Origin of the sequence: Erwinia sp., assembly GCF_031978025.1 — a bacterium.
Taxonomy (GTDB): domain Bacteria; phylum Pseudomonadota; class Gammaproteobacteria; order Enterobacterales; family Enterobacteriaceae; genus Erwinia.
In genome coordinates this window covers 1-14,554 of the sequence record NZ_DALZCD010000092.1, presented here as the reverse complement: position 1 = coordinate 14,554, position 14,554 = coordinate 1, and the positions used below count along the sequence as shown (strand labels likewise).

Sequence of the window (14,554 nt, the reverse complement as noted above, 5' to 3'; positions counted from 1 at the left end):
CCTTCTTCCGAACGTAAAAAAACGCTATTGCGAGGCGAGGTTGCTACCGCGAAACTGGCTTTAATGTTGATGACGGTGCGAACGCTTCATAAAAATCATTATCTACAATTGCCGATACGAGAAAATTACCCTTTCTGTTTATTCAGGGTATTCAACAAAATGCTGTCGCTATAGCCGTGTAGCGTCAGCATAAAAAAAGGCCACTAAAGGTGGCCTTCAAAGGAGCAATGGCTGGACCGCCGTCAGGGACTCGAACCCCAAACCTTCAGCTACGCGGCTGATGCTCTTTCCAGGTGAGCTAACGGCGGGTTAATTCTGGCGCCGGACATTCTCCGGCACGAAGCCTGTGTGGCTTGCCTGCTGACGCCATACGCCGTAATAACTTAAGCGCCGCCTTACAAAGGCCTTTACTCCTTCAGGGAGTGTAGTACAGACCGGCGTAAAAAAGGCCCTGCCTGAGCAGAGCCTGGAATATGGTGCGCCTGTTTATCATCGGTGATTACTGGTCAGTCCGTTGTTCGGGCGGCGCATTGACGACTACCTGAATAAGGGTAGTTGTGGTTTAGCAAATAGCAAATAAAAAACCAGACGGAGACCAAAACCGGTTAGAAGGTAAGGATTGCGTCGGCCCCCCGCCATCGTACCCGAATTCGCCGTGCTCCAGAGGAATGCCATCCTGGCAGAGAGTCCTGTCCGCTTTAGTCAGTTCAGCCCTGTGCAAAATTTCTCTTAATAAGATTTGTCTCAGAACAAACCTTAGCCATCGGTCTGTGATTCGGATCACTCTATGTTCGCAATATTACTTTAGGGTGGAGAGGCAAAATAGAGTTAACTTCGTTTTTGCCCGCGGCTTACTGCGGGCTTTTTTTTTAATTTTAACTCGCAAAACGGATGTCAGAGTGCCTGCATGCAGGTAACAACAACTGATGAAATCGCTGATATTTATTTAATATCGGGCAGGTGAAATTTATAGCGACTGAAATACCTCGGCCCTGTTTCTTTTGAAAAGAGGAACAGGCTACAGGTAATCAAAGCGGACAGGCGCGATGCTTTTATAACAGCATTATTTTTGGCGTGGCTTTGTGGATGTCTTTTACGGTATTGACCGCATAAAAAAGGCATTATTAGCAGAGTAAACGACAGAAAAACTTATTCCTTTGGCGATACTTAACTCTATTTTTCACCAGGATTAAACCGGGCGCTATGCTCTTAAAATGGCTACCGGTACTGAAATCCAGCTGCCAATAGAGGAATGGACTACGGCCCTGTAAACCGCCTCTGGCAACGTTTTACCGACAGAAGGCGCCCTTTCGTCCAGATAAGCAATAAACATTTGCCTGTGGCCGCCGCTGCTGAGAAAAATATTCAGATTGCTTATCAGATATCCCGCCCTGTCCCAGGAGCTGGCCGCACCGTCAGGCCAGGCGCCGCCAATCGCTTTAAGGACGGCCCATTCCAAAGCTTTGCCTTCCAGTTCATCGGTTTGAACGGTTTCAGTTTGCATTACATTCCTCGTTAGCCTGCTCTGAAAATCAGCGCAGCATGGCCTGTTTAATCACTGCCTGTTATTTTCCATACTTCGTTAACGAATGCACTCTGATTATGCTGTTAAGGCTTATATTCAGAATCAGGCCATATCCAAAGGTTTAACTATTTTTATTAAGGCACGCAAACAAGGCAGATTAATCCTATTTGGTGGTGCAGCCTGTTTAAAACGCCTATCCGTCGTTTATTTAAATGGATATTAAGATGATCAAATTAAAATTATTATGTGACGTTGTAACGCCACTAACCGGTAAAGGGTTTGTTGCTGGCAGGCTTGCCAGTCTCGCTATAGAGCCGCGATGCGGCTTGTCGGGTTGCCTCGAGTCTTTTTGCAATAAAAGGCGCAGCCTGTGCGCTGGCTTTGCTGACCAGTTCTGCTGACGCCACGCGTGGAGAGCCGCAGACAAAAGGCGGCGCGGGATCGTATTCCATATGGAGCTGGATCGCTTGTGCCGTTTCGTCGTCATAAAGGGCAGCAATCACACTGAGCGCAAAATCGATGCCGGAAGTTACCCCTGCCCCGGTTATCAGGTTGCCATCCCGTACTACCCGTTCGCTAACTGGTTCAGCACCCAATAGTGCCAGCTGTGACAGCGATCCCCAGTGGCAGGTTGCCCTACGCCCCTGCAAAAGCCCGGCGGCGCCCAGCACCAGCGAGCCGGTACAGACAGAAGTCAGTAAACTTACCTCTTCGTTTTTACGACGGATAAATGCCAGCGTGTCGCTATCCTCCATTAACGCCATCTGCCCCGGGCCGCCCGGCACGCAGAGAACATCCAGCTTTGGGCATGCCTGAAAGGTTGTAGAGGGCAAAATAGCCATACCACGATCGGAGATTACCGGTTCCAGAGTTTTCCAAATCAGATGCACCTGCGCGCCAGGGGCGCGGGAAAAGACTTCAAAGGGGCCGGTAAGATCGAGCTGGGTCAAGGCGGGAAAAAGCAGCAGGCCAATGGAAAGAGGAGGGATAGACATGTATTTCTCCTGAAAAGATAAAGGGTTATATATCGGAAACAATCTTAATCTATCACGCTATGCAGCCTTTTCTCTGCCCGGGTTTGCTCTTTCGTGTTTTTTAAAAAACGTAGCGACGTAAGGATATCGGGTTTCATGGTTTTATATCCGCCCTGGACGCCAACGGGCTTCATTGGACAGCGCTGGTGCTGCTTTCTCAAGCGACTGATAAGCGCTACTCCCTGGCCTGAAGGCTGTAATCCCGGTTTTTGTGATAGCTTCGCTTCTGAAGAGGTGATTATGGCAGGGTTATCGCTGGTGGAAATTTGGCTGCTGTTGAACACACCAACGCTATGACCCACCCCTTATAAAACGTGGCTGACATTGGTTTTTACGACAGGAAAGGCGCGACACTGGCGGAAAGTGTCCGGTTCGACTTCACAACCTTTAGTTTACGGGTTGATGCACAGGTCACGTAGCCTGTCCCACCCGCCGCTGGCGAACCCGCGAGTAGCATCGGGAGAGGATAAAACGCGGCTATATGTGCATCATACCTGCCTGGTACAAGACTAACAGGCGGATGCGTACGTCCCCTCCCCCAGAAAACCCAAAACGGCTAAAGAGCTGGCACAAATCACGCCAAGCCCAATGATCGCGGCCATCAGGCCTGGACCGTCGGTCGCGGCGGCTCTGCTCCATAAAGCCTGATTCGGCGGAAAAGCCCTGCAATGTGGCCTGCATAGCGTCAGGCCACGCCCAGCGCGGCTTTCACCTCACTGGCGATTTTCTCGACCTGCGGCCCGTAAATGACCTGGATATCGTGATCGCTGACGCGATTAACGCCGTTGGCGCCTGTCGTCATCAGTGTATGATCGACCACCTCTTTCATCTCTTTTACCCGTACACGCAAGCGGGTAAAGCAACAATCGACATCCTCTATATTGCCTTCTCCGCCCAGGCCACTGATGATGACCTGAATACGTCGATCGGCCGCGACCATCTTGCTTTCTGGCTCCGTCTCTTCTGCCTCTCTGCCCGGTGTTTCTACCCGCATACGCAAGATCACAAAGCGAAAACCGTAGTAGTAAACCGGCAGATAGATTGCGCCAAGCACCAGCGTCCACCACCACTGCGTTTTGCTGCCGCCAAGAATACCAAACACCACCAGATCGATAGCGCCGCCCTGAATATTACCGATCATTAAATGCAGCATCGACATCAGCATAAATGACAGGCCGCTCAGAAAAGCGTGCAGCAGGTAAAGTACGGGTGAAACAAAGATAAAGCAGAATTCCAGCGGCTCGGTGATGCCGGTAGTAAATGAGGTGAGCGCACCAGCCAGCATCAGTGCTTTTACGCGCGGCTTGTGTTCAGGTCTTGCACAGTGATAGATCGCCAGCGCTGCTGCGGGTAAGCCGAACATCATCACCGGGATTTTCCCCTGGGCCAGAAACTGCGTGGCGTTTCTGATGATGTCATCCGGAACAGAGCCAGGATGGGTCAGCACAGTATTAAAAATATTTAGCGCGCCCACGATGGTCTGATTATCCACGGTAGCCACGCCGCCAATAGGCGTAAAGCGCACCGTTTCGTTGAGAATATGGTGCAGGCCCGTGGGGATCAGTAATCGTTCGCTGGTGCCATACAGGAAGGCACCGTACTGCCCGCTTTTGCCAATCAGCTCGCCTACCCAGGCGATCCCCGCGCCAACCGTGGGCCAAATCGCCGCCAGCAGGACACCTACCAGTGGCAGCACCAGCACGGTGACTATTGGCACAAAGCGCCGTCCGCCAAAGAAACTGATAGCGGTAGGCAGCTGCGTGGTATAGAAGCGATTATGGATGGCCGCAGTCAGTAAACCGGCAATGACGCCGCCCAGCACGCTCATGTTATAGGTGAAAATACCGAGCATCGGGATGTATTCCGCCGAGGTCATCATGGCGGCCGTTTGCTCCATGCCTTTCGCCTGCAACGCTTCCGGCGTGGTGGTGGCTGCCGTCAGTCCCTGCGCGGCGAGCGTCGCGCTGACGCCAACATGCATAGCGATAAAACCGATGACGGCGGCGAAAGCCGCCGTCGGCTTCTCCGCTTTCGCCAAACCAATCGCGCTGGCAACGGCAAAAAAGAGCGGCAGATTGGCAAACAGCGCTCCCGCGACCTTACGAATAAAGCCAATAATCAGTTGCGGAACGTGCAGGCTGGCAAACGCATCGCCGGTAATAGCCGGGTTTTGCAGCGCAGCCGCCACGCCCAGAAAGATACCGGCGGCAGCGATGACGGAAATCGGCATCATCAGCGCTTTGCCGAAAGCATGAATTTTACTGGCAAATTCTTTCACAGGCCCCTCTTCTTTCTGGCTGAAAACCTGAGTATGAGCCAGCGCACCCGGGGCGGCGGAGAAATGCATATGCCTCAGCATGATTCTTTGATATGCCTCACGCTTTAGCGATAAACCTGACCTATCGCATGATTAAGGCAATCAATTAGACAATTTTGTTAAGAAGTCACAGACTGTGCCGATAAAAGAAGTAATAACTTCTTAACAAGACAAAAACATTGTAACCACCTGCGAAGCACTATGAAATTTAAAACTGCAATAAAACCCTACCAGGCGGCGGCGGGCGGCTGGGGATCACTGGAAGCGACAACCCGTTTCGTTTTTGACAGCAAGCAAGTTTTGAAAAATATGCGCAACCTGATGCGCATGAATAAAGCCAAAGGCTTTGACTGTCCCGGCTGCGCCTGGGGCGATGATAATAAAAGTACCTTCAGCTTTTGCGAAAACGGCGCCAAGGCCGTCACTTGGGAAGCGACGCGCCGCTTTATTGACGCCAGCTTCTTCGCTCAGCACAGCGTTTCTGCCCTTTATAAGCAGAGCGATTACTTCCTGGAATATCAGGGTCGCCTGACCGAACCGTTACGCTATAACCGTGAAACCGATCGTTATGAACCCATCAGCTGGGACGACGCTTTTGCGCTAATTGCCAGCCATATCAAGGCGATGGACAATCCCGACCAGATGGAGCTTTACACTTCTGGCCGCGCCAGCAACGAAGCCTCCTGGCTGTACCAGCTGTTTGGCCGCATGAACGGCAGCAACAACTTCCCGGACTGCTCAAATATGTGCCATGAGGCCAGCGGCACCGGCCTGAAGCGCAGCATTGGCGTGGGCAAAGGCACTATTCGTCTGGATGATTTCGATCATGCGGACGCTATTTTTGTTTTCGGTCAGAACCCAGGCACCAACCATCCGCGTATGCTGCACAGCCTGCGTCACGCCGCCGATCACGGCGCAAAAATCGTGACCTTTAACACGCTGCGTGAACGTGGCCTGGAGCGCTTTGCGGATCCGCAAAAGCCGCTGGAAGTGGTCACCAGTAAAGCGGGCACCATCAGTTCTACCTATTACCAGCCTAATCTCGGCGGTGATATGGCCGCAGTGCGTGGCATGGTCAAAGCCCTGGCGGAAACGCACTATGCCCGCCTGGCAGCCGGCGAACCTGGCTTGTTTGATGAAGTCTTTATCAACGCCAAAACCGAAGGAATGGAAGCTTATCTGGCTGCCGTAGAGGCAACCCAATGGTCGCAGATCGTTCAGCAGTCCGGCCTGACCGAACAGCAGATCCGTGAAGCGGCCGCTATCTACCAGAGCGCCGAACGCGTGATCTGTACCTGGGCGATGGGTATTACGCAGCATAAACATTCCGTGGAAACCGTGCGCGAGATCGTCAACCTGCAGCTGCTGTTTGGCCAGCTGGGCAAAAAAGGCGCCGGCCTCTGTCCCGTTCGAGGCCACAGTAACGTGCAGGGCAACCGCACCATGGGCATTGACGAGAAGCCTTCTCAGGCCTTCCTCGACAGCCTGGGCAAGCATTTTGATTTTGAGCCGCCGCGTGAAATTGGCCACAACACCGTTGAAGCGCTGGAAGCGATGCTGCGTGACGAGATCAAAGTTCTGATCGCGCTGGGCGGTAACCTGGCTGCCGCCGCACCGGACAGCCCACGCACCGAAGAAGCACTGCGTCGTTGCGGCCTGACCGTACAGATCAGCACCAAGCTGAACCGCAGCCATCTGTGTCCGGGCGCCGTTGATGCGCTGATCCTGCCTACGCTGGGTCGTACCGAGCAGGATATCCAGGCAACCGGCCCGCAGTTTATTACGGTCGAGGACTCCTTCAGCATGGTTCACGCCTCTGAAGGCGTAGGCAAGCCTATCGCCGACACGCAGCGCTCCGAGACATCGATCGTTGCCGGGATAGCGCACGCCGTACTGGGTTCGGAGAAAGTGGACTGGCTGAGCCTGGCAGCGGATTACAATCTGATCCGCGATCATATCGCTGCCACCATTCCAGGCTTTACGGACTTCAACGCGAAATGCGATATCAAAGGGGGCTTCTACCTGGGCAATGCCGCGGCAGAATTCCGCTTCAATACGCTGAATAATAAAGCGCAGTTCAGCGCCAGCAGCCTGCCGGAGTCGCTGTTCCCGCAGCTGGATGTGGACGTGCCGTTTACGCTGCAAACCCTGCGCTCGCACGACCAGTACAACACCACGATTTACGGCCTTGATGACCGTTACCGTGGCGTTTACGGCCAGCGCGAAGTGCTGTTTATCCATCCGGATGATATGGCGAGCCTGGGTTTCTCGGCGGGTGACAAGGTCGATATCGAAACGCTCTGGAACGACGGTATTACCCGCAAGGTTACCGAGTTTAAGCTGGTTCCTTATAATATCCCTAAAGGCAACCTGGCAGCCTACTACCCGGAAACCAACCCGCTGGTGCCCCTCTCCAGTTTTGGCGACGGCAGCGGCACGCCGACCTCAAAATCGGTGCCGGTGAAAATTACCTTGTCCGAAGATAAACCGGGCCTGCGTATCGCCTGAGGCATACCACAATAAAACGAAGCCGGGGCTTTCCCCGGCTTTTTTACGTCTTAAAGCTGCCGGTCAGGGCTGATCTTAGCAAAAACCTTTCTTTTTACATCGCCGCAGCGCTCAACCGGACTGCTGCAACATAAAATAATACTGACAGCAAACGCGCCCTGATTTTTCGCTTTTGCACGTTCCAATGCGTTAACCCAGTCCGCCCCGAAAAAAGCGAGGCTTTTCAGAGCGCAGCCTCGCAAAGCCCGCGATTTTCCGGGCTTTTTACTTGCCGCGAGGCGGTTAATCGCGTAAAACTGTCTGCCGCTCTTAGGCCACGAAAACGTTGAGAATATGTTCCAGGATAACCCGCTGCTCGCGCAGCTCAAAGAGAAACTCCACTCCCAGACGCCGCGTGTTGAAGGGGTGGTAAAAGGCACGGAAAAAGGCTTCGGCTTTCTGGAAGCAGATGCTCAGAAAAGCTATTTCATTCCGCCGCCGTTTATGAAAAAAGTGATGCACGGCGACCGCATTATTGCCGTGCTGCAAACCGATAAGGATCGTGAAGTTGCCGATCCGGAAAAACTCGTTGAACCTTTCCTGACGCGTTTTGTAGGCCGCGTGCAGAAGAAAGACGACCGTCTTTCTATCGTGCCCGATCATCCGCTGCTTAAAGACGCCATTCAGTGCCGCCCCGACCGTAACCTGAAGCATGACTTTCAGGCTGGCGACTGGGCCGTAGCCGAGATGAAGCGCCACCCGCTGAAAGGCGATCGGACTTTCTACGCCGAGCTTACCGCTTTTATTACCCACGCAGAAGATCCTCTGGCACCGTGGTGGGTAACGCTTTCCCGTCATAATCTGGAGCGCGAAGCGCCAGACGCCGTGACCGGCGACATACTGGACGAGCAGCTTGAGCGCGAAGATCTGACCTCGCTGGACTTCGTGACCATCGACAGCGCCAGTACCGAAGATATGGACGATGCGCTTTACGTTGAAGCCTTGCCGGAAGGTCAGCTGCGTCTGACCATCGCGATTGCCGATCCGACCGCCTACGTGCCGGCCAACAGCGAGCTGGATGCCATTGCCGCCGAGCGCGCATTCACTAACTATCTGCCTGGTTTCAACATCCCGATGCTGCCGCGTCAGCTTTCTGATGACGTCTGCTCGCTGCGTCCGAACGTGCGTCGCCCGGTGCTCGCCTGTCGCGTAACGGTGGCAGCTGACGGCACCCTTGGCGAAGATATCCACTTCTTTGCGGCCTGGATTGAATCCAAAGCCAAGCTGGTTTACGACCAGGTGTCAGACTGGCTGGAAAACAGCGGCGACTGGCAGCCGGAAAACGAAGCGATCGCCACGCAGATCCGTCTGCTGCACAAGCTGTGTCTTGCGCGCGGCGAATGGCGTCAGACTCATGCGCTGGTATTTAAAGATCGCCCGGACTTCCGTTTCCTGCTGGGTGAAAAAGGCGAAGTGCTGGATATCGTTGCCGAGCATCGTCGTATCGCCAACCGCATCGTGGAAGAAGCGATGATTACCGCCAACATTTGCGCCGCTACCGTACTGCGCGAGAAGCTGGGCTTCGGCATCTATAACATTCACCTTGGTTTCGATCTGGTGAACGCCGAGCAGGCCGCCAGCGTGCTGGAAAATCACGGCGTGAAGGTGGATCCCCAGGCTATCGCCACGCTGGAAGGTTTCCGCGTGCTGCGTCGCGAGCTGGACGCTCAGCCAACCCAGTTCCTGGACAGCCGCATTCGTCGTTTCCAGTCCTTTGCCGAAATCGGTATTGAGCCTGGCCCGCACTTCGGTCTTGGCCTGGAAGCCTATGCGACCTGGACCTCGCCTATTCGTAAGTACGGCGACATGATCAACCATCGCCTGCTGAAAGCGATGATCAAAGGCGAAGCGGCTGCCCGTCCGCAGGATGAGATCACCCTGAAGATGAGCGAGCGTCGTCGCCTCAACCGTATGGCCGAGCGTGACGTGGGCGACTGGCTCTATTCGCGCTTTCTGCAGAAAGCCGCCGGTACCGACGAGCGCTTTGCGGCAGAGATTATTGACGTGTCGCGTGGCGGGATGCGCGTGCGCCTGACGGCTAACGGCGCCGTTGCCTTTATCCCTGCACCATTTATTCATGCGGTGCGTGATGAAATGGTTTGCAGCCAGGAGAGTGGTACGGTGCAGATCAAAGGCGAAGTCGTCTATCGCGTGACCGATGTGATCGAAGTCACTATCGCGGAAGTCCGTATGGAAACCCGCAGCATCGTGGCTCGTCCGGCAGCCTGATGTGTTAACTAACGGGTGGGCACTGCGTCCCGCCCGTTTGATTTCCCTCCGCCGGTCTCAATGTTCAATTTTTATTTGTGACCATCCGTGCTGATACATACAGTTTTTCACTAATATGTCGCGGTTACTTTCGTTGGCATCGGTAGTGGTGTAACTGGTATCTGTCGTTTGGTGTTTTTTATCTTTTGAGGTATAGCGCCCGCTGACCACATTATCCGGCGGCAAGGTTTTTAAGGCTTCCGCCAGACAAGCCGTTTCCGTAACTTTTTCATCCTGCGCCGATGTCCCTTCCTTTACCCAGCGGTATTCCACGCATCCGGTCAACAGTAACGCCATTACCACAGTCATTATGCTTTTCATGCTTCACTCCGGTATCTAATGATTTTCCAATCATAAAACCAGCAGCATCAATAAACGCTATATCAACCCTCTCCTCGTCGCCCGGTCAGGAAAAAAACCGTTGTCCTCACACTTCTTATCCCCTCCACTTTCGCTAACAAAATATCAACATTACTTTAGCGTTATCTCGTTGGGAGATAACAAGGAGCATTGTGATGATCAAGGTAAAATCCGCCATTGTCTGGGCCGGGGTGGCGATAGCTGGCGCGATCGCCTTTGCCATGCTGGCGCTCAGCCGCGGTGAACAGGTTAACGCGCTTTGGCTGGTGGTGGCCGCGGTAGCCTGTTACAGCATTGCATGGCGCTTCTACAGCCGCTTTATCGCGGAAAACGTATTTGAACTGGACGACCGTCGGCTCACCCCCGCTGAAAGGCTTAACGACGGGCTGGATTACGTGCCGACCAATAAATGGGTGCTGTTTGGCCATCATTTTGCCGCTATCGCCGGGGCCGGGCCGCTGGTTGGCCCGATTCTGGCGGCACAGATGGGCTTCCTGCCCGGTACGCTGTGGATCCTGATCGGCGTGATGCTTGCCGGTGCGGTGCAAGATTTCCTGATCCTGTTTATCTCTACGCGTCGCGATGGCCGCTCGCTGGGCGAAATGGCGAAACAGGAGCTGGGGGCGTTCGCAGGCGTCGTTACCATGCTTGGTGCGCTGGGCGTGATGATTATCATTCTTTCCGCGCTGGCGCTGGTGGTGGTGAAAGCGCTGGCTAACAGTCCGTGGGGGCTGTTTACTATCGCTGCGACTATTCCCATCGCGCTGTTTATGGGAATTTATATGCGCTTCCTGCGGCCCGGAAAAATCGCAGAAGTGTCGCTGATTGGTTTTGTGCTGATGATGGCAGCCATTATTTACGGTGGGAATATTGCGCAGCACCCCTTCTGGGGGCCGTTCTTTACCCTGAAAGGCACCACGTTGACCTGGGTGCTGGTAATTTATGGCTTTGTCGCCTCGGTACTGCCGGTGTGGCTGCTGCTCGCCCCGCGCGATTACCTTTCCACCTTTCTGAAAATAGGCGTAATCCTTGGCCTGGCTGTCGGGATTTTGTTTGCCATGCCCGAAATGAAAATGCCTGCCGTTACGCGTTTTATCGACGGTAGCGGCCCGGTCTTTTCCGGCAGCCTGTTTCCTTTCCTGTTTATTACTATTGCCTGTGGTGCTATCTCCGGCTTTCACGCGTTGGTTTCCAGCGGTACCACACCCAAGCTGATTGAACGTGAAAGCCATATCCGCATGATTGGCTACGGCGCAATGCTGATGGAATCGTTCGTCGCGATTATGGCGCTGATTTGCGCGTCGGTGATCGAACCTGGCGTTTACTTTGCCATGAACTCGCCTGCTGCGCTGATTGGCACCACGGTAGAGTCCGCCTCGCAGGCTATTAACGGCTGGGGCTTTATGGTGACGCCGGAAATGCTAAGCGGTATCGCCAGGGATGTGGGGGAAAGCACTATCCTTTCTCGTGCCGGAGGCGCACCTACCTTCGCCGTAGGGATGGCGCATATTATTACCGAAGTATTTAACAGCCGCGTCATGATGGCGTTCTGGTATCACTTTGCCATTTTGTTTGAAGCATTGTTTATCCTTACTGCCGTGGATGCAGGCACACGCGCCTGCCGGTTTATGGTTCAGGATCTGGTGGGCACCGTGGTGCCGTCGCTGGCCAATAACCGCTCCTGGCTCGGCAATATGGCGGGTACCACCGTTGCGGTAGCCGGCTGGGGATTCTTTGTTTATCAGGGCGTGGTCGACCCACTCGGCGGTATCAATACGCTATGGCCGCTGTTCGGCATTGGTAACCAGATGCTGGCCTCGATGGCGCTGATCCTGGGTACCGTTGTGTTGTTCAAAATGAAAAAACAGCGTTATGCCTGGGTAACTCTTCTGCCGACGGCCTGGCTTTTTATCACCTCAATGTATGCAGGCTGGCAGAAAATTTTCCACGAAAAGCCGTCTATCGGTTTTCTTGCTCAGGCCAGAAAGTTCGCCAAAGGCATTGATGAAGGCGTGCTTATCGCGCCAGCCAAAACTGTAGCGGATATGCAGACTATCGTGTTCAGCAATCAGATCAACGCCGCGCTTTGCGCTTTTTTTATGTTGGTTGCCATCACCATGCTTATTGCGGCTTTTTTCGTCATTCGTCGTGCATTAAACAGCCAAAACCCGACGGTGCACGAAGCCGACATTTCTTTGCGAAGCGAGGCGCACCATGGCTAGAGCTATTTTTTCCTGCCCTAAAAAAAGTCGGTTCAGCGTGCTACGCTGTCGACCTTTAGCGATAACGGTAATAAAAGAACCCCTAACGTTACGTTTGTTAATGTCGCGGCTGGCGCAGTGTTTTCGTCTGATGGTTGGCGTGCAGGATTATCAAACCTACCTGCGGCATATGCAGCTGCATCACCCTGCCGATAAGGCCATGACGGAGAAAGATTTTCATCGCTACTGTCTGGAAGCCCGCTTTCCTTCTGCAGCGGGAAAAGTGGGGAAATGTCCCTGTTAAGTCCGGTCCCCGATCGCCCGATCGGGGCTTTTTTCAACATAGTTAATTTCCGTCATAAAAAATATCTTAAACATTGCGCTTGTGATTATCCTGTTTGCCGAATACTGTTGCTAAAATAAGAAGATACAGCCTGTATTGCATTCTCCAGGGAGAAATCTGATGACCGATGAGCAAGGGCAATCGTTACTTTATACCTGGTTTGGTACTAACAGCCCTCATTGGCGTTTAAAGTCTGACAGCGATGCACTTTTATTTGCAGAGGATGAATCGGCAGATACGCATGTCGTTATTCCATTAACACCTTCGCAGGCGAACCTGCTGCGTACGATGACGGTTATTACCTCCAGCATCAATCTGACGGTATCGCTGTATGGCGAACCGCTTTCTATGCATATGGTTGGCCGCCGTGTGAACCAGACCGAATGGGCAGGCAGTGCTTCCGCCTGGGGCGATACTGAAAGCGTGGCTCGCGATCTGTCGCTGGGCCTTTCGTTTGCCGAGCAGGTTGTTTCAGAAGCCAACTCGGTTATCGTCATCCTCGATCAGCGGGGCAACATCCAGCGCTTTAACCGTAAAAGCGAGGAGTACACCGGTCTGAAAGAACAGGATGTTATTGGCCGTAATGTTTTTCAGCTGTTTATGACCCGTCAGGAGGCGGCCTCGTCACGCCGCAATGTCAGTGGCTTTTTCCGCGACGGCAACTCTTACGAAGTGGAACGCTGGGTGAAAACCTGTCAGGGCCAGCGTTTGTTTCTTTTCCGAAACAAGTTTGTCCACAGCGGCAGCGGCAAAAATGAAATTTTTCTGATCTGCTCGGGTACTGATATTACCGAAGAACGCCGGGCCCAGGAGCGTCTACGGGAACTGGCGAACACCGACGGTATTACCGGCCTGCCGAACCGTAATGCCATTAACAATGCTATCGCGGCGGCGCTGGCACAAGACATGCGCCAGCAAATTGGCATTGTCTATCTCGACCTCGATAACTTTAAAAAAGTTAACGATGCCTACGGTCATATGGTCGGCGATGAGCTGTTAAAAGCGGTGTCGCTGGCCATTTTAAGCTGTCTGGCCACGAACCAGACGCTGGCGCGGCTGGGCGGCGATGAGTTTTTAGTGCTGGCGGTCGGCGCCACGCAGCAGGACCTGGAAGCCATGGCCACGCGCATCCTCGACCGGCTCAGGCAGCCTTTCCGCATCGGGCTGATTGAAGTTTATACGGGCTGCTCTATCGGCATCGCGCTTAGTCCCCAACATGGTGAAGACCGCGAAAGCCTGATCCGTAACGCGGACACGGCGATGTATACGGCAAAAGAGAACGGTCGCAGTAAGTACTGCGTTTTTGCGGCGGAAATGAATCGACGCGTGTTTGAATACCTTTGGCTGGATACCAATCTCCGCAAAGCGCTGGAGCAGGATCAGCTTGTTATTCACTATCAACCGAAACTAAACCGGGCTGGCGAAGTGCATAGCGTAGAGGCGCTGGTACGCTGGATCTCGCCGGAACGCGGGCTGATTTCACCGGCGGACTTTATCTCCTATGCTGAGGAGTCAGGATTGATCGTGCCGCTGGGCCGCTGGGTCATGCTGACTGCTCTTGAGCAGGTAATGAGGTGGCGTAAGCAAGGGATCGACCTGCGCGTGGCCGTTAACGTTTCTCCCCGCCAGCTGCTTGATGACAGGATCTATATCGATTTGAAACAGGCGCTTGAAAAAGCCAACCTGACACGCTGCCCGATTGATATCGAGCTGACCGAAAGCTGTTTAATTGAAAATGAGCAGCAGGTGCTAACGCTGATGAACCAGTTCCAGGAACTGGGTGCTGAAGTCCATCTGGACGATTTTGGGACCGGCTACTCTTCGCTTTCCCAGCTGGCGCGCGTGCCGATCAACGCCATCAAGCTGGATCAAAGTTTTATTCGCGGAGTGAACAGCCAGCCGGTTTCACAATCGCTGGTGCGGGCAATCGTCGCTGTAGCAAAAGCATTGAATTTGCAG

At 53.6% G+C, this 14,554-nt stretch carries 10 protein-coding genes and 1 tRNA gene; 6 read left to right on the top strand and 5 right to left on the bottom strand.

Annotated elements, in window-relative coordinates; translation table 11 throughout:
* Positions 1-232 precede the first annotated feature (232 nt).
* From RTK32_RS09500 to RTK32_RS09490, 3 genes are all read right to left on the bottom strand, one after another.
* Positions 233-308, bottom strand: a tRNA-OTHER gene (locus RTK32_RS09500).
* A gap of 893 nt (positions 309-1,201) precedes the next feature.
* Complete coding sequence (locus RTK32_RS09495) at positions 1,202-1,504, bottom strand: hypothetical protein (protein ID WP_312043360.1); 303 nt, start codon at positions 1,502-1,504, stop codon at positions 1,202-1,204.
* Between the two features lie 284 nt (positions 1,505-1,788).
* A complete protein-coding gene (locus RTK32_RS09490) occupies positions 1,789-2,520 on the bottom strand; it encodes a DJ-1/PfpI family protein (RefSeq protein WP_312043358.1) in 732 nt (243 codons plus the stop codon).
* Positions 2,521-2,655: 135 nt separating this feature from the next.
* Between RTK32_RS09490 and RTK32_RS09485 the strand changes: the two genes are divergently transcribed.
* Positions 2,656-2,856: a hypothetical protein gene (locus tag RTK32_RS09485; RefSeq protein ID WP_312043356.1), complete on the top strand. Its 201-nt coding sequence runs from the start codon at positions 2,656-2,658 to the stop codon at positions 2,854-2,856.
* A gap of 388 nt (positions 2,857-3,244) precedes the next feature.
* On the opposite strand, the gene RTK32_RS09480 is transcribed toward RTK32_RS09485, so the two are convergent.
* On the bottom strand, positions 3,245-4,792 hold the full coding sequence (locus RTK32_RS09480) for a PTS transporter subunit EIIC (protein ID WP_409451079.1): 1,548 nt from the start codon (positions 4,790-4,792) through the stop codon (positions 3,245-3,247).
* 285 nt (positions 4,793-5,077) lie between these two features.
* Between RTK32_RS09480 and RTK32_RS09475 the strand changes: the two genes are divergently transcribed.
* Both RTK32_RS09475 and RTK32_RS09470 read left to right on the top strand, forming a co-directional pair.
* Positions 5,078-7,384: an FdhF/YdeP family oxidoreductase gene (locus RTK32_RS09475; RefSeq protein ID WP_312043354.1), complete on the top strand. Its 2,307-nt coding sequence runs from the start codon at positions 5,078-5,080 to the stop codon at positions 7,382-7,384.
* A 333-nt stretch (positions 7,385-7,717) separates the two neighbouring features.
* Complete coding sequence (locus RTK32_RS09470; protein WP_312043352.1) at positions 7,718-9,652, top strand: exoribonuclease II; 1,935 nt, start codon at positions 7,718-7,720, stop codon at positions 9,650-9,652.
* A gap of 57 nt (positions 9,653-9,709) precedes the next feature.
* Here the strand turns inward: RTK32_RS09470 and RTK32_RS09465 are convergent, their stop codons facing one another.
* On the bottom strand, positions 9,710-10,012 hold the full coding sequence (locus RTK32_RS09465; RefSeq protein WP_312043350.1) for a hypothetical protein: 303 nt from the start codon (positions 10,010-10,012) through the stop codon (positions 9,710-9,712).
* A 194-nt stretch (positions 10,013-10,206) separates the two neighbouring features.
* Between RTK32_RS09465 and RTK32_RS09460 the strand changes: the two genes are divergently transcribed.
* The 3 genes from RTK32_RS09460 to pdeR all read left to right on the top strand — a co-directional run.
* Positions 10,207-12,273, top strand: a complete 2,067-nt coding sequence (locus tag RTK32_RS09460) for a carbon starvation CstA family protein (RefSeq protein WP_312043348.1) — start codon at positions 10,207-10,209, stop codon at positions 12,271-12,273.
* Positions 12,266-12,556, top strand: a complete 291-nt coding sequence (locus tag RTK32_RS09455) for a CstA-like transporter-associated (seleno)protein (protein WP_312043346.1) — start codon at positions 12,266-12,268, stop codon at positions 12,554-12,556. Before RTK32_RS09460 ends, RTK32_RS09455 begins: the two co-directional genes overlap by 8 nt.
* Before the next feature lie 159 nt (positions 12,557-12,715).
* The coding region (pdeR, locus tag RTK32_RS09450) for a cyclic di-GMP phosphodiesterase (protein WP_312043344.1) at positions 12,716-14,554 on the top strand (1,839 nt) is incomplete at its 3' end.

Bases quoted from the DNA above. Each gene is read 5' to 3' on its own strand.
- RTK32_RS09465 (WP_312043350.1), bottom strand. From the start codon at position 10,012: ATGAAAAGCATAATGACTGTGGTAATGGCGTTACTGTTGACCGGATGC.
- RTK32_RS09460 (WP_312043348.1), top strand. From the start codon at position 10,207: ATGATCAAGGTAAAATCCGCCATTGTCTGGGCCGGGGTGGCGATAGCT.
- RTK32_RS09485 (WP_312043356.1), top strand. From the start codon at position 2,656: ATGGTTTTATATCCGCCCTGGACGCCAACGGGCTTCATTGGACAGCGC.
- RTK32_RS09475 (WP_312043354.1), top strand. From the start codon at position 5,078: ATGAAATTTAAAACTGCAATAAAACCCTACCAGGCGGCGGCGGGCGGC.
- RTK32_RS09480 (WP_409451079.1), bottom strand. From the start codon at position 4,792: ATGATGCCGATTTCCGTCATCGCTGCCGCCGGTATCTTTCTGGGCGTG.
- RTK32_RS09490 (WP_312043358.1), bottom strand. From the start codon at position 2,520: ATGTCTATCCCTCCTCTTTCCATTGGCCTGCTGCTTTTTCCCGCCTTG.
- RTK32_RS09470 (WP_312043352.1), top strand. From the start codon at position 7,718: ATGTTCCAGGATAACCCGCTGCTCGCGCAGCTCAAAGAGAAACTCCAC.
- RTK32_RS09495 (WP_312043360.1), bottom strand. From the start codon at position 1,504: ATGCAAACTGAAACCGTTCAAACCGATGAACTGGAAGGCAAAGCTTTG.
- RTK32_RS09455 (WP_312043346.1), top strand. From the start codon at position 12,266: ATGGCTAGAGCTATTTTTTCCTGCCCTAAAAAAAGTCGGTTCAGCGTG.